19 protein-coding genes and 1 tRNA gene are annotated in these 22,109 nt (G+C 56.9%); 7 read left to right on the top strand and 13 right to left on the bottom strand.

Features of this window, described 5'->3' with window-relative positions; all coding sequences use genetic code 11:
- From eutA to ehuR, 6 genes are all read right to left on the bottom strand, one after another.
- The gene (gene eutA / locus CU100_RS11825) at window positions 1–780 is read right to left on the bottom strand and encodes an ectoine utilization protein EutA (RefSeq protein ID WP_106717246.1); all 780 of its coding nucleotides are present in this window, start codon (window positions 778–780) and stop codon (window positions 1–3) included.
- A 10-nt stretch (window positions 781–790) separates the two neighbouring features.
- The gene (gene ehuD / locus CU100_RS11820) at window positions 791–1,447 is read right to left on the bottom strand and encodes an ectoine/hydroxyectoine ABC transporter permease subunit EhuD (protein WP_106716757.1); all 657 of its coding nucleotides are present in this window, start codon (window positions 1,445–1,447) and stop codon (window positions 791–793) included.
- A 9-nt stretch (window positions 1,448–1,456) separates the two neighbouring features.
- Window positions 1,457–2,116, bottom strand: a complete 660-nt coding sequence (ehuC, locus tag CU100_RS11815; RefSeq protein WP_106716756.1) for an ectoine/hydroxyectoine ABC transporter permease subunit EhuC — start codon at window positions 2,114–2,116, stop codon at window positions 1,457–1,459.
- 78 nt (window positions 2,117–2,194) lie between these two features.
- On the bottom strand, window positions 2,195–3,043 hold the full coding sequence (gene ehuB / locus CU100_RS11810) for an ectoine/hydroxyectoine ABC transporter substrate-binding protein EhuB (protein WP_106716755.1): 849 nt from the start codon (window positions 3,041–3,043) through the stop codon (window positions 2,195–2,197).
- 53 nt (window positions 3,044–3,096) lie between these two features.
- Window positions 3,097–3,894 carry an ectoine/hydroxyectoine ABC transporter ATP-binding protein EhuA gene (gene ehuA, locus CU100_RS11805; protein ID WP_106716754.1) on the bottom strand — a complete coding sequence of 266 codons (798 nt, stop codon included), beginning with the start codon at window positions 3,892–3,894 and terminating at the stop codon, window positions 3,097–3,099.
- Window positions 3,895–4,019: 125 nt separating this feature from the next.
- Entirely contained in the window at window positions 4,020–5,405 is a 1,386-nt protein-coding gene (gene ehuR / locus CU100_RS11800; RefSeq protein ID WP_106716753.1) for a MocR-like ectoine utilization transcription factor EhuR, read from the bottom strand.
- 83 nt (window positions 5,406–5,488) lie between these two features.
- Between ehuR and CU100_RS11795 the strand changes: the two genes are divergently transcribed.
- The 5 genes from CU100_RS11795 to CU100_RS11775 all read left to right on the top strand — a co-directional run bounded on the left by CU100_RS11795 (window position 5,489) and on the right by CU100_RS11775 (window position 11,900).
- Window positions 5,489–5,986 carry an Lrp/AsnC family transcriptional regulator gene (locus CU100_RS11795; protein ID WP_106716752.1) on the top strand — a complete coding sequence of 166 codons (498 nt, stop codon included), beginning with the start codon at window positions 5,489–5,491 and terminating at the stop codon, window positions 5,984–5,986.
- 118 nt (window positions 5,987–6,104) lie between these two features.
- Window positions 6,105–7,598: an NAD-dependent succinate-semialdehyde dehydrogenase gene (locus CU100_RS11790; protein ID WP_106716751.1), complete on the top strand. Its 1,494-nt coding sequence runs from the start codon at window positions 6,105–6,107 to the stop codon at window positions 7,596–7,598.
- Between the two features lie 17 nt (window positions 7,599–7,615).
- Window positions 7,616–8,995, top strand: a complete 1,380-nt coding sequence (locus CU100_RS11785; protein WP_106717245.1) for an aspartate aminotransferase family protein — start codon at window positions 7,616–7,618, stop codon at window positions 8,993–8,995.
- Between the two features lie 11 nt (window positions 8,996–9,006).
- Window positions 9,007–10,101 carry an alcohol dehydrogenase family protein gene (locus CU100_RS11780; protein ID WP_106716750.1) on the top strand — a complete coding sequence of 365 codons (1,095 nt, stop codon included), beginning with the start codon at window positions 9,007–9,009 and terminating at the stop codon, window positions 10,099–10,101.
- An 803-nt stretch (window positions 10,102–10,904) separates the two neighbouring features.
- Window positions 10,905–11,900, top strand: coding sequence for a YihY/virulence factor BrkB family protein (locus CU100_RS11775; RefSeq protein WP_106717244.1), 996 nt, complete (start codon window positions 10,905–10,907; stop codon window positions 11,898–11,900).
- Window positions 11,901–11,935: 35 nt separating this feature from the next.
- Here CU100_RS11775 and CU100_RS11770 read toward each other — a convergent pair whose 3' ends face one another.
- The 7 genes from CU100_RS11770 to CU100_RS11740 form a co-directional block, all read right to left on the bottom strand.
- A complete protein-coding gene (locus CU100_RS11770; protein ID WP_106716749.1) occupies window positions 11,936–12,787 on the bottom strand; it encodes a response regulator transcription factor in 852 nt (283 codons plus the stop codon).
- A gap of 195 nt (window positions 12,788–12,982) precedes the next feature.
- The gene (locus CU100_RS11765; RefSeq protein ID WP_106716748.1) at window positions 12,983–14,038 is read right to left on the bottom strand and encodes a hypothetical protein; all 1,056 of its coding nucleotides are present in this window, start codon (window positions 14,036–14,038) and stop codon (window positions 12,983–12,985) included.
- A gap of 74 nt (window positions 14,039–14,112) precedes the next feature.
- Window positions 14,113–15,831: an HlyD family type I secretion periplasmic adaptor subunit gene (locus CU100_RS11760; protein WP_245418993.1), complete on the bottom strand. Its 1,719-nt coding sequence runs from the start codon at window positions 15,829–15,831 to the stop codon at window positions 14,113–14,115.
- A complete protein-coding gene (locus tag CU100_RS11755; protein ID WP_106716747.1) occupies window positions 15,828–17,663 on the bottom strand; it encodes a type I secretion system permease/ATPase in 1,836 nt (611 codons plus the stop codon). Before CU100_RS11755 ends, CU100_RS11760 begins: the two co-directional genes overlap by 4 nt.
- Before the next feature lie 128 nt (window positions 17,664–17,791).
- A complete protein-coding gene (locus CU100_RS11750) occupies window positions 17,792–18,286 on the bottom strand; it encodes a hypothetical protein (RefSeq protein WP_146141835.1) in 495 nt (164 codons plus the stop codon).
- Between the two features lie 308 nt (window positions 18,287–18,594).
- Entirely contained in the window at window positions 18,595–19,242 is a 648-nt protein-coding gene (locus CU100_RS11745) for a hypothetical protein (RefSeq protein WP_106716745.1), read from the bottom strand.
- Window positions 19,243–19,500: 258 nt separating this feature from the next.
- Window positions 19,501–19,576 (bottom strand) — tRNA-Lys (locus tag CU100_RS11740).
- A 279-nt stretch (window positions 19,577–19,855) separates the two neighbouring features.
- Between CU100_RS11740 and CU100_RS11735 the strand changes: the two genes are divergently transcribed.
- On the top strand, window positions 19,856–20,602 hold the full coding sequence (locus CU100_RS11735) for a cytochrome c biogenesis CcdA family protein (protein ID WP_106716744.1): 747 nt from the start codon (window positions 19,856–19,858) through the stop codon (window positions 20,600–20,602).
- Between the two features lie 87 nt (window positions 20,603–20,689).
- Window positions 20,690–22,051: a bifunctional UDP-N-acetylglucosamine diphosphorylase/glucosamine-1-phosphate N-acetyltransferase GlmU gene (gene glmU, locus CU100_RS11730; protein ID WP_106716743.1), complete on the top strand. Its 1,362-nt coding sequence runs from the start codon at window positions 20,690–20,692 to the stop codon at window positions 22,049–22,051.
- Window positions 22,052–22,109 lie beyond the last annotated feature (58 nt).

Raw genomic sequence — 22,109 nt, 5'->3', positions numbered from 1 at the left:
TTACCAACCGGCCATTGACTGGGTCATCAGGCTGCCCCATTCCGGACGAGGTGCGAGATCGTCGCATATGCGCAACGTCGCCCATGCAGTCGCAAGATTGCTACTGACAACCGGTTTTCCAATCGCCTGTTCGATTGCGAGTGCAATGCCCGCTGCCCGCAACGCCGTGCATGAAATGAACAGTGCGTCCGCGTCGATTGCCGTAACCTCCCTCGCAGCGGAAATCAGCGATTGAGGGCTGATGCGGGCCATCTCCCGATCATCATCGAGGCCAAAACAGGTAAAGCTCGCAATGTCGAAACCCTTGGCTGCGAAGTAGTTCGCCATAGGCGTGCTTGTTTCTATTGTATACGGTGTGAGAATGCTGATGCGCTTCGCATCGAGGGCCTGCAGCCCGCGCACGGCTGCCAGCGGCGGTGTCACGACAGGGACGGCAGGCTTGGCGCGGTTGATCGCAGCTTCTATCTCGTCATCTCCAATGACCACCGAAGCCGACGTGCAGGAATAGCAGATGACATCGAGGTCTTCGTCCGGCAGGATCAAGCTCGCGCAATCGGTGAGAGCAGGCTGCATTCGCCGCAGATTTTCGGGTGTGGTCGGGTTCGCATAGGGGACCCGCGCCGTATAAACGCCGACGCGTTTGCTGGCCACCATGCGCTGGAAGTCCGGTTCGGTCGTGTGATCGGTGGCGAGAATGACCAGTCCGACACGCTTGGCTAAAGGACGGTCATCAAAATCCAGTGCCATGGCGGTTTGGCGGATCGCAGGAAAAGCATCCATCATTGTGTCCTCAATCGATCCTGCCGTATCGGCGTTCCAGCCAGCGCAGCCCAACGACGGAGATCAGGCTGATGACGAGGAAGAACGCTCCGACGAGCGTGATCGGTTCAATGTAGCGGTAGTTGTAGTTGGCGATGCTTCGCGCCTGATTCATCAATTCAAGCACCGTGATCGCAGACAGAAGCGGTGTCTCCTTGAACATGGCGATGAAGTAATTGGCGAGGGCAGGGATCATGGGCGGCAGTGCTTGCGGCAGGATGATCTGCGTCCATGTTTGCGTGGAACTGAGGTTGCATGCTCTCGCAGCTTCCCATTGGCCGCGCGCAACATTGTCGATACCCGCGCGATATACTTCCGCTGTATAGGTTCCATAGTGAAGTCCGAGACCGATAACGCCCGCCACGAGCGGCGACAGCGTGATTCCGAGGTCGGGTAGCACGTAGAAAATGAAATAGAGCTGGACGAGCAAGGGCGTGCCGCGGATAAATTCAGCGACGAAGCCCATCGGCCTCGCGATCAGCTTGTTCTTCGATCGCCGGATGATGGCGATGGCCAGCCCGACGATTGCGGCCAGTACATATCCAAGTACCGTCGCGAGAATCGTGATCTTCACGCCCTCAACCAGGGTCGGAAGTATTTGAATGACGAAGGCCCAATCCCATTCCATCGCGGCCCCCTATGTTCTCATGCCGTCAAGGCCGCGCGTCAGACGACGCTCGAGGCCCCGGATGGCAAAGGAGATGACGCAGGCGATGGCAAAATAGAGAATGAGAATTGTCAGGAACGGAAACAGCGTGCTGCCAGTCTGTGCCCGGACGACTTGGGCCTGAAACGTCATGTCCGATAACGAGATGAGAGAAACCACTGCCGATGCTTTGAGAAGTTCGATAGCATTGTTGCCAAAGGTAGGCAGCATCAGCACGAACGCCTGCGGCAGAATAACGTGGCGAAGACCCTGCCAGCGATTGAAATTGAGCGCAGTGCAGGCCTCGTATTGTTCTTTGCCAATGGATTTGATGGCGCCGCGCACGACTTCCGCAGCGTAGGCCCCAACATTGAGGCCGAGTGCGAGAACGCCAGCCTGCAAGGGTGTCAGTGTGAAGCCGAAAAGCGGGAGCACGAAATAAGCCCAGAAGAGCTGGACGAAAATCGACGTTCCCCGGAAAAACTCGATATAGGCTGTCGCCAGCCAGCGCACAGGCGCAATATGCGACAGCCTGCCGAGACCCGCCAGGAATGCCATCACGAGCGCCAGCGCCGAACCCATCAGCGTCAGCTTGATGGTCACGACGGCACCATCGAGAATGAGTTGCAAATAGCCGGCCCATTGGCCCATCGCTACGCCACCTTTGCTAGAATTCACTGAACATGCGACCGCTTCGCTGGCATGCGAAGCGGTCGAAGCGTCGCTCGACTATTTCGCGGCACAAAGCTTTTCGCGGGTGGTCGACATTGCTGCCTGCGCCGAGAAGCCATAGGGCTCGATGATCTTGGCGAACTCGCCCGACGTCTTCATTTCGGCGAGAACCTTGTCGAACTCATCGCGAAGCGCCGTGTCGCCCTTTCTGAAGGCTGCGCCATCGCAATAGACCGGAGCACCCTGAACGGGAGCAACGACCTCAAGATTGGGATCATTGGCTTTCTTGACGAGGTCGTTGATCGAAAGCACAGGCAGCGAATAAGTATCGATACGGCCGTCCTGCAGCATCTTCAGGCCGCTTTGACCGTCCGGTACAACAATCACGCGCTCACGCGGCACACCGGCCTCGAGTGCAAGACGCTCTTCGGTGCCCCCGCCTGGTGCGCCGATGGTTGCCTTCTCGTCCTTGGCTATATCGGCATAGCTCTTGAAGCCCTTCGGGTTGCCCTTTTTGACAAGGAACGCTTCCGCATCGCAAAGGATCGGCTCGGAATAGGCCACGGCATTGCAGCGCTCCGGCTTCATGAAGAGACCGGCAGTGACAACATCATGACGCCCGGCCTGAAGGCCCGGGATCATTGCGCCATATTCCGAAATCGAGGCGACCACATCGTTGACGCCGAGCTTCTTGAATACTGCACGCGCAACGTCGGGAGCAGCACCCGAAACGGTGCCATCAGCCTTGACGGCCGTGAATGGGGGTTCGTTGGCAATGGCGATACGGGCGAAACCCTGCGCCTTCAGCTTGTCGAGTGCTTCGTCCGCTTTGGCGGGCGAGGACGAAACGACGGCAGAAAGTGCCACCGCCCCAAGCAATGCGTTGATGGTCAATAGTTTAGTCATGTTCCCAACTCCTTTGGTTTTTCTTGTGTTGCAAATCGCCAGGGTTCCCGTCTTCAGACGCGGTGACCGGCGGCGATGATCTTTTTCAGGAAGGCCTGTGTCCTTTCCTGTTTGGGATGGCGGAAGATTTCGTCCGGTTTGCCGTCCTCGACGATGCGCCCGCGATCAAAGAAAAGAACACGGTCGGCAAAATCATGGGCAAAGCCCATTTCGTGGGTCACCAGAAGCATTGTCATGTCGGTCTCCCGGCAAAGCTTCCAAAGAACGTTAAGGACTTCCTCGACCAATTCAGGATCGAGCGCGGAGGTGACCTCATCGAAGAGCATTATCTTCGGTTTGAGTGCGAGCGCGCGGGCAATGGCGACGCGCTGCTTCTGTCCGCCGGACAATTGCGAAGGCATGGACTTCGCCTTGTCGGCGAGCCCTACCATATCGAGCAATTCCATCGCATGGCGCTCTGCATCCTTGCGTGCCACGCCTTTCGTCAGCATCGGTGCAAGCGTTACATTGTCGAGCACACATTTATGAGGGAAGAGATTGAATAGCTGAAACACCATGCCGATTTTCTCCCGCATCTTGTGCAGATGCGTATCGTCGGCCGGTTGCAACTTCCCGTTGCGTTGCATTTGATAGAGGCTCTCGCCATCGACGATGATCTCGCCGCTGTCGATACCCTCCAGCGTCATCAGAATGCGCAGGATCGTCGTCTTGCCAGAACCCGATGGACCGATCAGCGCCAGTTTTTCGCGTGGTGCAACGCTGAACGACAGATCGTTCAGAACTTTGAACGCGCCAAAGCTTTTGTTGATGCCATTGATCTCGATAATGGGCGCGGTATTCGTTGGGGGCATGCATGTCTCCTTCTGGTTGAGACAGCCTCATGCCCCTAACGATGGGAGACTTACGAAATCATGTCAATTGTAAAAATCAAATCATGACAATATAGGCGATCGTGCTGAAATTTGAAGCAGCGCGATCAAATCGCGAGCAGCAGATGTTCAAGGTCGCCGCGCAGCAAATTGGCAACAACACCAAGACCCGAGCGCAATTCAGCCTCAGTTGTTGAACCGAGTGAAATGCGCACCGCAGGATGCCATGGGTGATTGGAGATGCGAAACGAAGTGCCGGTTGCGATTGCCACACCTTGCAGCCTTGCATGTGCGACGAACGCTTCTTCGGTTCTTTCTCCAGTTAGTGGCAACCATATGTGAAGGCTCTGGGGATGCGACAGAAACGGGATTCCGGATAGGACTTCCGCCGCAGTAGCGTGCCTGGTTCGAAGCGCTTCCCGCTGCCAGTTCACCAGTTCCAAGGCTGTGCCATCGGAAACCCAGCGTGTTGCAATTTCCGCAATGATTGGCGTTGCCATCCAGTTAGACACGAGATGGCGATTGGCGACCGCCGCCACATAACGGTCTGGCGCGACGAGATAGCCAATGCGCAAGCCGGGAACGACGATCTTGGTAAAGCTGGTGAAGTAGAGCGTGCGTTCTGGCGCCAACGATGCAATGGGAGGCGGGCGGTCCTCGACGAGTGGCCCCAGTATGTCGCTCTCGATGATTGCAATGTCATGGCGGCGCGCAATCTCGACGATGGCAGCGCGTCTCTCAATGCCCATCAGCGTAGCCATGGGATTAATAACGGATGGCTGCACGAAGACCGCTCGAATCCCGCTTTCGCGGCAGCAGGCGTCCAGTGCTTCAGGTATGATCCCCTGATCATCGATCGCCAGACCTTCAAGATTCAGACCCAGATAGGAAGCGAGCGGCGTCAGTGTGTGATGGCCGATTCCTTCTGTGGCGACCTTCGATCCGGGTGGGGCGACGCTCATGAGAGCAACGGTCATTGCCGCCGTAGCTCCGTTGGTCAGGCTGACATTCGTCGCCGATACATCGAGTCCGCAGGTTCGGAGCCAATCGACTGCAATGGCCCGGTGCCTTGGAAATACAACATTGGGTCGGAAGGACAGAGCTGAACTGGCCGGCAGGTTTTCGGCGAGCCATCCAAGAGCCTTTTTCATGCGATCGAGGTGAAGCGGTTCGCAAATCGGCTTCAGGATCGAGAGATCGATCACTTCTCCGAGACGTTCCGGCAGATAGGGAGGATCCGGCTCCCGGCGTAGCGATCGGACGAACGTGCCGCGTCCGGTTTCACCGGAAATCAGGTTGCGGCGAATGAGTTCCTCATAGGCACGGCTCACGGTTTGTACTGAAAGGCGCAGGTCGTCGGCCATTTGGCGATGCGTCTGCAGACGCGCCCCGCTCTCAAGTTTGCCATCGGCGATCGCTCGTGCAATCTGTTCCGCCAGGGAAAGATAGGCCGGGCGGCGGAGAGTAGTAGGATCGGGGCGCCACAATGTCATGATTTATAAGTGATGCAAGTCAGTGCAATTGACAATCGAAAAATCACAACGTCATGGTAATTAGACACATTAGCAGGCAGGACATGGCACCATTCAAGCTCGATCCGATCGATATTCGCATTCTCGATGAGATCCAACGCGAGGGCCGGATAACCAAACTTGCGCTGGCGGAACGCGTCGGGATATCGCCGACGCCTTGCTGGACACGCCTGCGACGACTGGAGAAGGCCGGAATTATCACGGGTTATCATGCTCGTATCGCACTGCGGCTGCTGACGCCCCTGTCAACCGTGCTCATGGAAGTGACCTTGGGTGCCCACAGACAAGCGGATTTCGACCGGTTCGAACGAGCCATCAAGACAATACCGGAAGTTGTGGCATGCTGGTCAGTCGGCGGCGGCGTGGACTACGTGCTGAAAGTCATGGCGCGTGACATCGACGCCTATCAAAGGCTGGTCGATGGGCTGTTGCAGCGTGAGATCGGAATTGACCGGTATTTCACGTATATAGTCACCAAGACTGTCAAGGACAATGCGGTTTTGCCAGTGGCGGACCTCGTTACGGCGAGTGAGCCGACCTAGTCATTCTCTCTCGATATCGGGCCCGATAAGGACAATCTCTCTTCCAGATGTGCGGGGAACGGTCTGTATCTCCAGTTGATTGTGCGACCCTTGTCGTGAACATTCTTGGGAGAACCGCATGTCCGCCCATTTTGCACGACAAGATCGCCATCACGCCCTTGAGGGCCTGCAAGACCGCCGCATGCTGCGCGAGTTGGCTTATGTCGATGGCCATTGGACCGCTGGCGATGCCGGCCAGACATTCAACGTCAGCGACCCGGCGTCCGGTACCTCAATCGGCCGGGTGTCAAAGCTCAGTGCTGATCAAACCTCGACGGCGATCGACGCTGCCGCCAAAGCATTTCCGCTGTGGCGAGACCTGCTGCCGCAGGAACGCTCGGCCAAGCTCCGTCGGTGGTATGAGCTGATATTGGAGGCCAGTGACGATCTGGCCCTGATCATGACGCTTGAACAGGGAAAGCCATTAGCCGAGTCGCGTGGTGAAATACGATATGCGGCTTCCTTCATCGAATGGTACGCGGAGGAGGCTAAACGGCTGAACGCCGAGAGCGTGACGAGCCATTTACCTCATGCCGAAATGTTTGTTCGCCGGGAGCCTCTGGGCGTGGTTGGCGTCGCGACACCCTGGAATTTTCCATCGGCGATGCTGACGCGAAAGGCCGCCGCAGCATTGGCAGCCGGTTGCACGATTGTCGCCCATCCCTCGTCCGAGACGCCGTTTTCTGCGCTGGCATTGGCCGAACTTGCCGACCGTGCGGGTCTTCCGGCAGGCGTTTTCAACGTTGTTACAGGCGACGCAGCCACTATTGTCGGTCGTCTTTGTGAAGATACCCGGGTTCGCGCGTTGAGTTTTACCGGTTCAACTGAGATTGGGCGTTTGATTGCAGCGCAATGCGCCCCGACAATGAAAAACCTGATCATGGAATTAGGCGGACACGCGCCGTTGATCGTGTTTGCGGATGCCGATATCGACCGAGCCGTTGACATCGCCATCGACGCAAAGTTCGCGACGTCCGGTCAGGATTGTCTCGCTGCCAACCGGATTTACGTGGAGCGGGCCGTGCACGACGCCTTTAGCTCAGCCTTTGCCAAGCGCATTGCCGCGCTAAAAGTCGCGCCTGGTCTAACCGATGGCGCTGTCATTGGTCCCCTGATGCACGAGCGTGCAGTGAATAAGGTTGAGGAGCAAGTGGCCGATGCCCTGGCGCGTGGCTCGACCTGCCTTGCAGGCGGTAAACGCCACCAGGCCGGTCCGTTGTTTTACGAGCCGACACTGCTGACCAACGTTCCTGACGACGCACTGATCATGCGCGAAGAGACGTTCGGTCCCGTTGCGGCGATCGTGTCATTCGACAGCGAGGAGGAGGTTATCGCGCGGGCTAATGCGACTGAATACGGCCTCGTTGCCTATGCCGTCACGAAGGATGGCGCGCGTATGCTCCGTCTCGCTCGTAAACTCGAGTACGGCATGGTCGCGATCAATCGCGTCAAGATCACCGGGGCGCCAATTCCGTTCGGCGGCATCAAACAGTCGGGTCTCGGCAGAGAAGGTTCACGCCACGGGATCGAGGCTTTCACGGAACTCAAATATCTCTGCATAGATACACAGTGAATTCAAAGGATATCATCATGCTTGATCGCTCGAATGAACTGAACGCGTGGGACCGGGACCATTTCTTTCACCCCTCGACGCATATGGGGACTCATGCACGCGGCGAAACACCAACCCGCGTGATCAGGGGCGGTGAGGGCGTACATATTACCGACAGTACCGGCCGAAGCAGCATCGACGCATTTGCGGGGCTTTACTGCGTCAATGTCGGCTACGGACGGACGGAAATCGCCGACGCGATTGCCAAGCAGGCCAAGGAACTCGCCTATTATCATGCCTATGTCGGTCACGGGACGGATGCTTCGATCACTTTGGCCAAGATGATCATCGATCGCGCGCCGGCAGGTATGAGCCGCGTGTATTTCGGACTGTCGGGTTCGGACGCAAACGAGACCAACATCAAACTGGTCTGGTACTATAACAATGTGCTCGGCCGGCCGGAAAAGAAGAAGATCATCTCGCGCTGGCGCGGTTATCACGGCTCCGGTGTTATGACCGGCAGTCTGACCGGCCTCGAACTGTTCCACAATGCCTTCGACCTGCCGCGCGCGCCAATACTGCACACGGAAGCGCCGTACTACTTCCGGCGCGAAGATCGTTCGATGAGCGAAGAGCAGTTCTCCCAGCATTGCGCCGACAAGCTGGAGGAGATGATATTGGCCGAAGGTCCGGAGACAATTGCCGCCTTCATCGGCGAGCCAATTCTTGGAACAGGCGGAATTGTCCCGCCGCCGGAGCAATACTGGCAAAAAATCCAGGCTGTCCTCAGTAAATACGACATCCTCTTGATCGCCGATGAGGTCGTGACGGGCTTTGGCCGTCTGGGCAGCATGTTTGGTTCCGATCATTACGGGATCAAACCGGACCTGATCACCATTGCCAAGGGTCTGACCTCCGCCTATGCGCCGCTATCGGGCGTCATCGTCTCCGACAAGGTCTGGCAGGTGCTGGTGCAAGGTTCGGATATGCTGGGCGCGCTTGGTCATGGCTGGACCTATTCGGCCCATCCGATTTGCACGGCTGCCGGCGTTGCCAACCTCGAATTGATCGACAAGCTCGATCTCGTTACGAATGCAGGTCAGACGGGTGCTTATTTCCGCGCACAATTGGCCCAGGCGCTGGGAAGTCATCCAATAGTCGGCGATGTGCGCGGCGACGGCATGTTGGCTGCAGTGGAGTTCGTCGCGAACAAGGACGACCGCAAATTCTTCGATCCGGCACTAAAAGTAGGGCCGCGCATTGCAACCGCGTTGGCAGAGCGCGGTGTTATCGGCCGCGCCATGCCACAGGGCGACATTCTCGGATTCGCACCACCACTTTGCCTGACACGCGACGAGGCCGACATAGTTGTCAAAGCTGCAGCCGGTGCCGTCGAAGCAGTAGCCAAGACCCTCTGAGGATTTCCGCCATGAAGCATGAAGATTTTCCCAAAACCATGGCCGCAGTCCAACTCGTCGGACACGGCGGGCTCGACAAGCTGGTCTATAGCGAAAACGTAGCTGTTCCGGTGCCCGCAGAGGGCGAAGTGCTGGTTGCAGTCACGGCCTGCGGGATGAACAATACCGATGTATGGGTTCGGGAAGGCGCTTACGGTACAGAGGAAGATGCGGGTGCCGTATCGACGTGGCGCAGGCAAGAGCCGACATTGACCTTCCCGCGTATCCAGGGAACCGACATCGTCGGCAGTGTCGCTGCGGTTGGCGAAGGTGTTTCACCGGACCGCATCGGCCAGCGCGTCATGGTGGATTTCTCCATCTATAATCGCGAGGATGATAGTCTCGCTGACATCGACTACATTGGCCATGGCCGCGATGGTGGGTATGCGGAATATGTTGCGGTACCCGCCGAGAATGCCCACGTGGTGAACACCGATATGAGCGATATCGAACTCGCTACGTTCTGTTGTGCATACCTGACCGGCGAACAGATGCTGGAGCGCGCAGGACTGAAAAGTGGCGAGCGAATACTCGTCACAGGCGCGTCCGGGGGAGTCGGGTCCGGCATTGTTCAGCTCGCACGGGCGCGTGGCGCGATACCCTATGCGCTTGTCGGCAAGGGCAAGGAACAGGCACTACTCGATATCGGAGCGGAAGCCGTGGTTACGCGGGGCACGAAGGACCTCGTCGCGGCCGTGGGTGCTGCCACGGGAGGCAAGCCTATCGACGTCGTGGCCGATCTTGTTGGTGGTTCGATGTTCAACGATCTACTGCGCATTTTGCGGCCGGAAGGCCGCTATACGACTGCGGGGGCCATCGGCGGTCCGGTGGTGCAGCTCGACTTGCGCACGATGTATCTGAAGCAACTGGCTTTGCATGGCTCTTCGCAGGGTACGAGAGGAGATTTCCTTCGCATCGTTAGCTACATCGAAGAGGGCAAAATCAAACCACTGGTCGGCGGCGTCTATCGCCTGTCTGAATTCCTGAAGGCGCAGACCGCATTCATGGATAAGCACTTCGTCGGCAAGCTCGTGGTAGTGCCGGATTCAAGATTTTCAGAAGCATAGGGTGCGGGACAATCGGAAGGCGAGGCCGTCTCTGTTGTCGATCGTGTGCTTCGATTTGCAATCAAGCGCCGTTGCTAATCGCCCGCTTTGAAGCGACGGCGTAGGAAGCCTCCCTTCGACCGTCGTAGAATCTCATTGATCGCAAGAGGTCTGTCGCTCCTTTCCCTTTGCTCCTGCTCACGCAACCTCCGCAAAAGCTCCCCCGGTGCCACATTGTTCGGCGTGTGTCTGAATACGACTGTCTCCCTCATCGTCCCGCTCCTCAAGAAAAAGAAATCCGACCTTCGTGTCGCGAAGGCAGCTCTGAAAAAATGTGCCGGATATTTGGTTTCTACAGAAAATTTTTCAAGAAGAAGCTGGCGAAAAAAGCATACGAAATTGGCGTCGACAGCGCCTTCGGTCACTTGAACGAGGGACGACTATCAACGCCAAAGCTCGAGCCCCCGAAATGCTGATTGCGGAGGTTCGAGCCTCATTGGGCCTGCTGTGAAAAAGAAGCATTCTTTGCTCGACCCTGCCGGCGCGGGGGCTGCCGACACGATTCAACATACGCCAATTTTCGAGGTCTAACTATGGACCAAAGGCACGTGATTTATAGGGCATAAAGTGCTCCTTGTGTCCTAGGACCCTGCATGGGTGTCACTCCGATTTCATATCTTTTTCCTTGGCTTTCAGGACTGCGCGAGGGTTGTCTTCCGGTATAGACGCGACCTTGTCAGGCAGAAGAACCTCGCGCACCCAGGAACAATTGCGGGTCGCCGATGTTTCCTGCGGCAAATGCAATATTCTGGGTTCTGATTTTTATGACGACGAGTGAAACGAACGGCTACTCTGAACAGGATAGAACGGGGGCTGACCCCCGCGGGCGCAAAGCACATGCACCGTCCGAGATGCCAGCCAAGGGCTGGAAGGATATTCTTTACCGCGTTTATCTCTCGGTGCAGCAAGACCGTGTCACGCTGATTGCAGCCGGCGCCTCGTTCTATCTTCTGCTTGCGCTGTTTCCCGGTCTCGCAGCTTTTGTCTCAATCTACGGCTTTTTTGCCGACCGCGCATCGGTGGCGGCAAACATGTCTTCGCTGGCGGGCGTCTTGCCAGACGATTCGATCAACTTGATTCGTACTCAGCTTGAATCGCTCGCCACGCAAGACACGAAAGCACTCAGCGTGAGCTTTGTCGTTGGACTTGCCATTGCTTTGTGGAGCGCCAACAATGGATCCAAGGCAATATTCGAAGCGTTGAATGTTGCTTACGGAGAGACTGAGAAACGGAGCTTCATAAAGCTCAACCTCGTATCTCTAGCTTTTACGTTGGGGGTGATGCTTGCGGGTGCTATCCTGTTGAGCGTGCTGGCCGGCCTTCCACCGCTGCTTGACAGAATGGGGGCAGGTGGGTGGCTCACGACTTCGATAAGGATATTGCGATGGCCCGTGATGCTGTTGCTTGTAGGCGCAGGGATCTCGATAGCGTACAGGATCGGTCCGGACCGCGAAGCAGCCCAATGGCGATGGGTGTCTTGGGGAGCCGCCTTCGCCATTCTGGCATGGGTCATAGCATCGGCGGCCTTCACTTTCTACCTGAGCAACTTCAGCGACTATAATGCTACTTATGGAGCTTTGGGCGCAGTTGCGGGACTGATGATCTGGATGTGGATCTCCGTCACGATACTTATTTTAGGGGCCGAGCTGAATGCCGAGCTCGAGCATCAGACGACTGTCGATACGACGACAGGGCGAGCTCGTCCCATGGGGCACCGAAGTGCGGTCGTCGCTGATACTCTAGGCGAATCCTCCGATTGAACGCTGCAAGTTTCAATTCAGAAAGGCTGCCAGTGTCAGGACGCGAAATAGGCTCCAGTCGGACTAGGCTTCGGCACCGCACGCAAGGCCGCGCCATTCGTTTTCGGGCCACCTGACGCAAACTGTTGTGAGAAAACCACCGCTTCGGTTCGGTTCGTGGCATTGAGCTTTCGCATGATATGAGAGATGTGAACCTTGATCGTATTTTCCGACAGATCGAGTTCGCTGGCGATGATCTTGTTAGGTAGGCCCCGCCGCAGAGTTGCGAGAACCTGTCTCTCGCGTTCAGTAAAGGCAATGCGCGATGTCTCACTGGGCTCAAACGAGTGGTCGGATCTGCCATTAGCCAACAATGGTGTTGAGGGAACCGCATCGATCGGCCCGGGAACCGGTTTGGGTGCGCTTCCTTCACTGGCAACCATGGACCGCGGATAGTAAGTTCCTCCCGCCAGAATCAGCCGTATCGCAGCCAGGACAACTTCCACGGGAGCCGAATTGGTCGTATAGCCCTGAACGCCCCAGGTGGCGACCTCCGAAGCTGTAACGTCCGTAATCGAGGCCTCGTCGAGCTGGGTCAATAGCATCAGTGATGTCTCGGGCCTCAATTGGCGGATGCAGGCAAGGTTCATCGACACCCAATCGTCGGTCAGGTTGCTGTTTTCGATGTTCAGAACCGCGAGGCGAATGTTTTTTTCCATGATGCCGACCAGACCATCGGATGTCGGTATATCGTAGATGGCGACCTCAGGAAGTTCCCCGCGCAAGATCCTGATAAGGCAACTTCGGGACAGCGTCTGGCAATCGATGATGACAATGGAAGTATGGTCGTTGGCAATGCTATGCACGTCATTGAAGCCGTGCACTTCGGCGGCAAATGAGACTGACATTGGTTCCCCCTAACCCAGACTACTCCTTACAAAATACACTGCTTATAGTTTTGATTAGATCATAAACAATTTGCACGTGATGCGCTACTTAGAGTTGCCGAAAATCGCGATAACATGCCAATTTTAGGCCATTTTTGGTCGATTTTCGCTGTTTATAATCCGAAGGAGCTACAATCGTTCTCCTTCTGCCCCGTTCTAAATCAGGACAAAATCGGCATGCACCGTGGTTTCCTGATCGATCTGCGCAATCTGCGCGGCATCAATGTCCAAATCGATTTCTCCATTGCGGTCCAAAATTCCCACGATCGCGTCGTGGTCCACGACTGCGGTCTGGCGGATCTCGACGCCGGCGTTGACGATATACCGTTGCTCAAGCTCGTCTTCGATGTCGATTTGAACATCGACATCCTGGGAAAGCTCAATGATCTGGTTCACATCAACGGAGCCGCCGAGCCGCCCATCTCCGATCTGCAACTGAATGGAAGTGTCTTGCTCGATATCTATGGAGTCTCGCAAGTAAACGTCCACGTAAAGTGTTCCGTCCTCATCATATATTTTAAGATCGACCCAGATATCCTGGTCGATACGCGTCTCCTGGTCGAGTTGAACCATAAAATGGCCGTCGCCATCGATGGTAAAAGCAATATCGACGTCCTGTTCCATGAATAGGTCCTGATCGATGTACAGGCGCGCCACAACCTCGCCGACATAGCCGGTGACAAAAATGTTGGCATCCTGATCCACTTCGGCGATCTGGCTGACATTGATGCTATGAGCATCGTCAAGTTCCCCTGTCGGAGGGACGACAGCATGGCCCGCATCCGGAGGAGAAGATACTGCTTCTCCTGTCTGACCGTTCGCACCACCAACAACGGCGTCTTGGCGTACGAGTTCGCCCGTTGAGCCCCGGTAGGTGAATGATGCAGAACCTCCGCCTGCGAAGAAGCTTTGACCAAGAGGTATGTCAATCTCCGCAAGGACGCTGCCGCCACCGGAGCCTGGGCTCGGGATAGATGTGCTTGCAGACGAGGATACCTCATCCTCGGGCGAGGGTGTCTCGGCGGGTTCGTCGGGTTCTTCTGCGGCAGCCTGGTTGGACGAGGGCGGTTGGGCGGTCTTTGAAACTGCAAACTCGACCTCGTCCAGAGGTACAGGGTTGCCGTCATATCCGGACATCAGGTGTGCGGCATCGTCCGGATGAGGTTCGATGACCGGCAACAAGTCGCGTGTACCCTTGTCAGGAGCGAACATCGGAGCCCTCCTGTTGGCCAAGCGAAAGAGTGAGGTCCGTCGACGTATGGTCCCGAGGCGAATTCATGTTCTCATCAATCCTCGCGAAACGCCCTGTTGAAGCTATCCAGAACAGGCCGCAACATGTAATGCGCGACAGTGAACTCCCCGGTTTTGATCATCACTTCTACAGGCATGCCGGGCATGATCTCCACCTCCGGCAAATTGTTCAGTGACGCCTCGTCAATACGAACGCGCGCGGTGTAATAGGGCCTCTGCGTTTCCTTGTCGACGAGGCTATCGGCCGACACATAGGTTAAAACCCCATCTACCGGGGGTACCCGGCGATGCTTGTAGGAAAGAAGCCGCACACGCGCTTCAAGACCGGAGCGAACAAGATCTATATCCTCAGGCTTGACGAGTGCCCGGACGATGAGGCGGTCCTGACGCGGCACGAGGTCGAGCAGAGGTTCACCCGCTGCAACGACCCCGCCTGGCGTGTGAATGCGCAGGTCCGTCACCGTACCAGCCTCGGGTGCGCGGATGACTGTTCTGGCAAGGACGTCGTTGGCAGCCTGGATACGCTCCGTCAGTTGAGATATCAGCGCCTGTGTTTCGCGCATGCTCTGCGCTATCTCGCTATAATGGTCGCTCTCCAGCTTGAAAATCATGGCCTGCGATTCACCGATCGACTGCTCCGCTTGCGATATCTTGGCCTGGAGATCGCCGGAACGCCCATCGATTTCGGCTTGCTCCCGTTCGAGGCGCAGAAGCCTGCCGCGGGTTTGAAGCCCCTTGGCGACAAGAGGTGCGACTCCGGCAACTTCCTTCTTGATGATTTCCGCGCGTTTGGCGGTCGCGGCCTTCTGCGAGCGCAATCCTTCGATTTCCTGCTCTGTCTGCGCCTTGCGCTGTTCAATCACCTCGATCTGGGATGCCATGAAGTTGCGACGGGTATCGAAGATCTTCGTCTGCCCGGCCATGATCGTTGCGAATTCCGGATTGCTCTCGGTAACTTGTCCAGAGGGACGAGGGAATTTGATGTGCTCGCGTCCGTCGCGTTCGGCCAGTAGTCGTGCCTCCAACGCTTGTGCCTCCCATAGCTGCATTTGCAGCACCAGGACATTTGCTTGCGCTCTCATGTCGTCAAGTTGGATGAGCGGCTGACCCGGAACGACCTCGTCACCGTCATTCACGAGGATACGGCCGACAATACCTCCTTCCAGATGTTGTATGGTTTTCCGGCTGGATTCGGCTTCGATCGCGCCGCCCGCGATCGCCGCACTCTCCAGCGGCGCGTAAACTGACCAGACGCCGAACCCAACCACAAATATGCCAACAAGTGCGAAGGCTCCGACGGCAAGAAAACGCAACTGGTGAAACGGCGTCGAGTTAAGCTTTGGCTTCGCTGAGACTTGGCGGGCGGCAAGTGGCACGCCGGCCCCGATCGTGCCGGCGCTATAGAACGTGTCGCCGTTCAGAAGGTGCCGCCGGGCGGTCGGTGTTCGTGTCGCCGGCGCGAACTGCAATGCCTGGCAGCGCCTGATCGCGGTCCCGAGTTTTCTGACAAAGCCGATCATCGCAGCCCTAGAATGCGATGTGAGAAGCGCAAGGGGTTGGAGTAGCCCCAGCCGCAGCTTTGTGAGCACGAATGCCAATCCCCGGTCGGTAGCCGTCGCAGCGCCTGATATGATTGCAACTGCCGCTGAACATAGGGATCTGGCACAGGTGGATGATCGATGGAGCGCGCTTTCGCGGCGTCGCGAGGGGGCTGCTGAAGTGGAATTCACCACAAGATTGTCGAGTCTGGTCATGAGGCGTTCCCCTCGGTCTTTTCCTTGACAGAAGCGTTTTTGGCGGCAACGTCAGGTTGCTCCGAACTAGCTTTGGAACTCAGCCGCTTGATGCTGCGTGCAGCAGTTGTAAGCCGCTGCCGTCTGACCGGGATGCTGGTTCGGCCGTTTCTGATCTTTTCTGCAATGTCCCGGCGATTGCCGAAGGCATTGATGCTACCGTTATCGAGCACCAGCACCTTGTCCGCCATGTTGAGTATGCCCAGGCGCTGAGCGATGACGATGACCGTGGAACCGCGGTTGCGCATTTCCTGGATTGCCTGCCGCAGAGCATCCTCGCCTTCGGCATCGAGGCTGGCATTGGGCTCGTCGAGCACGATCAGGCGCGGGTGTCCGAAAAAGGCCCGTGCCAGGCCAAGGCGCTGCCGAAGCCCTCCTGACAACCGAACGCCGCCATCGCCGATGTCTGTTTCATAACCGCGAGGAAGTCTCATTATCATGTCATGCATTCCGACCAGCGATGCAGCCGCGATGACCTCGTCGGGCTGGGCTTCCTGAAGGCGGGAAATATTCTCGCGCACAGTGCCACCAATCAGTTCGATGTCTTGCGGAAGGTAGCCGAAGTACCGGTGACCACCGGAGGCAAGCCAAATCCCGACATCGGCATTGTCCAGCCGGACATGCCCCGCGGTGGGTGCAATTGTCCCTGCTATGAGACGTCCGAGCGTCGATTTTCCCGCCCCGGACGAGCCGACGACGCCGAGGACTTCGCCGGGATTGATCACGAATGTCAGCCGGCGCAACGCTGGAGCTTCTGCACCCTGAGGCATGAATGTGAGCTGCTCGACCGATAGCTGCCCATTTGGCCGGGGCAGTTGCATTGTCTTTCTCGATTTCGGTGCGGATGCCAATATCCTCCTGAGTCGATCAAAACTCAGGCGTGCACTCGTGACTGCCTTCCAGGTGTTGATTGCGCCTTCAACCGGTCCGAGCGAACGGCCAAGAAGAATGGAAGTCGCGAAAATTGCTGCCGGGCTGATGTCATGCAAGATAACAAGCCAGGCGGCACAAGCCATGACAATGACCTGGGCGAGGAGCCGCACGAACCGGGCAATTGCCTGGATCACTGTGGCGCGCGCGGTCGCGGCGAGTTGAGCCTCCTTCGCCTGGGTCTGCTCGTCGTGCAAAAGGCGGGCGATGCCCGGCAACATCCCCATCGCACTAATCGCCTCCACATTGCGCAAGAGCGAACCAAACCGGTGCTGGCTTTCCACCCATGTCGCGCTCGATCGCGCAAAGAGTTTGCGGGTCATCATTTCATTGAGCAGCGCCAATCCGATCAGGACAACAGAGGCTGCAAGTCCGATTATGCCGAGGAGGGGATGCACGAGGAGCATCGCGAGGATGAAAATCGGTGTCCATGGAAGATCGAACAAGGCGGTACACGCCGTGCCTGCAAAAAAACCGCGCAGCCCGCCGATGTCACGCCATGCTTGAGCGGCGGCCGCTGAATCTCCTCGAAGAGCGGATTGTACGGCAGCGATGAGCACGGGAGCCTGAAGACGATCATCCAGCCATGATCCTATCCGGCTAAGCATCGAGCGGCGGAGCGCATCGAGCGTGGCATTCACTGCCAAAGCCACGATCACGATCATCGTCAGCATTGTCAGTGTATCAAGGCTGCGGCTCGACAGGACATGATCATAAATCTGCAGGAGATATAGCGGTACGGTGAGCGCCAGAAGGTTGACGAAAAAGCTTAGTATAAACACCAAGAACAGCGACGGTTTGCACAGATTGAATGCGCGCTCTATCTCCGTGGTCGCGCGTGTTTTCATCCAGGTGAGAGCCATGAGCTAAATGTCTCCATGTGGTTTGCAGCGATAAAGGAGGCATCCGCCGATCGCTGTATAGTTCGCTGAAGGGCAACGTGAGAAGCTGCGCCCGGGCGCGCCGGGCGCAGCTTCGACGAGAAAAAGCATCAACCGAAGTCGAAGTCGAAATCGATGTCGATATCTGCGTTTTGCTCAGCGTCCTGGACTTGATCGACGTCTACGTCGACGTCCTGTTCCTGATCAACATCCACGTCATTGTCATTGGTTTGCGCGACGGTATTGTCAGTGTCATTGTCATTGTCGGCATCACCATCGGCGTCCGCATCAGCAGTGGCATCTGAATCAGCATCGCCATCGGCGTCAGCATCGGCATCCGCATCGCCGTCATCGTCCGCATCCGCGTCAGCATCGGCGTCGTTGTCGGTGTCTGCATCTGAGTCAGCATCGGCATCGGCGTCATTGTCCGTGTCAGCGTCCTGATCGGAATCGTTGTCGATATCCGAGTCATTGTCATTGTCGATACCGACGTCGGAATCCTGATCGGTATCTACATCGACGTCCTGGTCCTGATCTTGATCGAGGTCCTGGTCGATGTCGGCAGTTATGTCTATGTCAAAGTCGTTGTCTTCGAATTCGTCCATGAGCTTACACTCCCACATTAGAGGAAAGCCGCCCCAGCGATCCATCACGTGGAACGGATCGATGGCTCGCCCTTCCATGCGTTTCCGGCGTTCCCATCGATGTTCAAAGCATGTCCGTTCGGGATTGCGGAAAATAGCTGCCAATTGGCATGCAACCGGAACAGGCGATGATCTCTGCCGCTTGGGCTTATCTAAATGGGTGACGTTTAACCCGAACTGGTTCACCGGTTCGGGTGTCTGCTACGAGCATGGTCAAGCGCGCTCCTTCAGGATGCGGCGCCTAATCTGCCCTGCCGTATGGATGAAGATCAGGCGATCAGTTCGCCAAGGTCCACGATCACATCGATATCGCTATCGATCGTGGCTGCTTCGTCGAGGTCTACGGCCAGCCTGGCCAGGTCCGCACTATCCTCAAGGTCAACGATACCTGCTACCAATGTCGCGACAAGCGAGGCGATGTCGACATCGACCTCGGCCTCGATATCATCCCGGATTTCCACGTCGACGTCGATATTGCTGTCGTTCTCCATGTCCTGCTCGATTGCAGTGTCAATACTATCTTCGTCGGCATCGTCCACATCGATATCGGCATCGCTCTCGATTTCGATATCGTCTTCCACGTCCAGACCGATCTCGACGAGGATGGTTCCGTTGTCTGCCTTGCTGATTTCGACATCAAGGTCGATCCGCTCGTCCACTTCTGGCCTTTGAGCGATGCCGACGTCGATTTCGCGCCCGCCAGAGCCAGCCGTATCGGTCTCGACGTCGGCATCCTGATCAAGTTCGCCATCCTGATCGATCTCCTCGTCGAGCTCCACTATGACGGGTCCCGAACCAACGACGGTCACTGACGTATCTACATCATCATCGATGTCCGAGTTTTGCTCCACGTCAATTTCGAGTTCCTTGCTCTCGATCTCGGTTTCAGTGTCGGTATCTGCGTCTTGGGGTTCCATCGTGCGTCTCCCTCGCTGGCCATCAGCCTTGCGAGCAGAATTTCATCTTTCGAAGGACAAACATAGACGCCAAGACGGGCGATGACGGGTGCCGCAAACCGCTGGGCTGAACCGCCGCGAATTAGTCGAGATGGGTTAAATCGTGCAACTCATTGGCATCGACTGCTTATCGGGCGAGATTATCCGGTGGCCGCGGCTGTTCCAGCCTGCTTGCCCGCATGCGGCTGAAAGCAAAACTGGACGTAGGCTGGGAGTTCGTGGTGAGCGCGCGGGGGTTCGAACCCCGGACCTACTGATTAAAAGTCAGTTGCTCTACCGGCTGAGCTACGCGCTCCCAACGAAGCCAACTTGGTGGCCTCGGGAAGTGCGGCGGAACATAGGTGCGACTTGCCGATGGGTCAACAACTAATGTGCTGTGTATTTGCAACAAATACGTGGTTTTCCATTGTTCACGTCATTTTTGTTGCGGCAGTTGGTCGTCTCCTGGTAGCGGCAGAAAGAATTCGGATGGAATTGGAACGTTATTGATCAGACTTGCGAAAAGGTGATTGGTGTTTGAAAGAGATTCGGCTTAGCTCATCAACACAACCTAAATGCCTGCGAAGGAGCGCGAATGGCGCTTGACGTTTCATACCTGACTGCTGCCGGCGCCGGCGCCCTGTCGTTCCTTTCTCCCTGCGTCCTGCCACTGGTGCCCCCGTATCTCTGCTACATGGCTGGCGTCACGGTTGAGGATTTTCGTTCGGACACCGCAATCGCGCGCATATCGCCGGTACGGCAGGCACTGCTCTTGTCATCACTGTGCTTTGTGCTTGGCTTCTCAACTGTATTCGTGCTGCTCGGTGCAGGGGCGTCAACGATCGGCGGTTTCCTGCGCATGTGGCAGCAGGAGATCGCAATTATCGCGGGCATCGTCATCATTCTGATGGGGTTGAACTTTCTCGGAATATTTCGCCTTGCCTTCCTTTCGCGGGAGGCCAGATTTCAGGCGCAAGGTCGCCCGGCCAATCCCTATGCCGCTTATGTAATGGGCCTCGCCTTCGCATTTGGATGGACGCCATGCATCGGCCCGGTGCTAGGACCAATACTGGCGCTTGCCGGAGCCCGTGACACGGTTGCCGACGGCGCGCTGCTACTGGCGGTATATTCGCTTGGCCTCGGCATACCGTTCATCATTGCCGCATTATTTTCCGGCGTTTTCATGAGGTTCCTGGCGCGGTTCCGCATACACCTTGGCAAAGTGGAAAAGGTGATGGGTGGCCTGCTGGTCTTGACCGGCATCCTGTTTCTTACCGGCGGCTTGCAGACATTCTCGTTCTGGCTCCTCGAAACATTTCCCATCCTCGGACAACTCGGTTAAACAGACGGAGTTTCCATGTTGGAAACCAATAGCGTGTCATGATCCGCCACGATATTGACTTTAGTCCAAATCATCTGGAAGTCCGACATGACATCACGTTCCTGCCTCACGGTTATCCTCGCTGCCGGTGAGGGCACGCGGATGAAATCCGCCCTGCCGAAAGTACTCCACACCATCGCGGGCCTGCCTATCGTGGCCCACGTGGCCAAGGCCGTGCATGGCGCCGGCGTCAGCGATATCGCATTGGTCGTGGGCAAAGGAGGCGACCAAGTCGAGGCTGCCGTACGTTCCATCGTTTCCAGCGTCACCGTGCACGAACAGACGGAGCGGCTTGGAACAGCCCACGCTGTGCTTGCAGCGCGTGCCAGCATCGCCCGCGGCTATGATGATGTTCTTGTCGTTTTCGGTGACACTCCCTTGATCGAAACGGCTGCACTTGACGAGGCGCGCGACCGGCTCGCCGAGGGGGCGGACGTTGTGGTCATGGGCTTCCGCCCGGCCTCGCCAAACGGTTACGGTCGACTTATCGAGCGCGAGGGCCGTCTGATCGCCATTCGTGAGGAAAAGGATGCCAGCGAGGCTGAGCGCAGGATCGGGTTCTGCAATGGGGGATTGATGGCGCTCCGAGGCAACAATGCGCTCGCGCTGCTGGACAAGATCACCAATGACAATGCCAACCGGGAGTTCTATCTCACCGATGTCGTCGAGATAGCCAACGCCGATGGCAGATCTGTCGTGGCCATCGAAATTTCAGCCGACAATGTGATCGGTATCAACACTCGCGTCGAGCTTGCCGAGGCCGAGGCAATCTGGCAGACGCGCAAGCGCCGTGACATGATGCTCGCCGGCGTCACCATGCAGGCGCCGGAAACCGTGTTTTTCGCGCACGATACGGTCGTCGAGGCCGATGCCATCCTCGAACCGAACATCATCTTTGGCCCTGGCGTTTCGATAGCCGGGGGCGCAGTGATACATGCCTTCTCTTACTTCGAAGGAGCGAAGGTTGGTCCGAACGCCAATGTCGGGCCCTTCGCTCGGCTGCGACCCGGTGCGGAACTGGCGGCCAAATCCAAGGTCGGAAACTTCGTCGAGGTGAAGAACGCCAAGGTGGGTGTCGGCGCGAAAGTAAATCACCTGACCTATATCGGGGATGCGACGGTGGGTGCGGCGGCCAACATTGGAGCCGGCGCCATCACCTGCAACTACGATGGCTATAACAAGCATTTGACTGAAATCGGTGCCAACGTATTCATCGGCTCGAACAGTTCACTAGTAGCGCCGGTCTCCATCGGTGATAACGCATATATCGCTTCCGGAAGTGTGATTACAGCCGATGTTCCTGCCGATTCTCTTGCATTCGGCAGAGCACGGCAGGAAGTGAAAGAGGGACGGGCGGTGCAATTGCGGGCACGCTACGCTGCGCAGAAACTAGCCAAGAAGGCTGAATAGGCACGCCTTTTGTTCGTATAGGATTTTGAACGGAAAAGTGGTGTTTTGTATTTGAGTC

It is taken from the genome of Phyllobacterium endophyticum (genome assembly GCF_003010935.1).
GTDB lineage: Bacteria > Pseudomonadota > Alphaproteobacteria > Rhizobiales > Rhizobiaceae > Phyllobacterium > Phyllobacterium endophyticum.
This window is presented reverse-complemented; position numbering and strand designations above follow the sequence as displayed.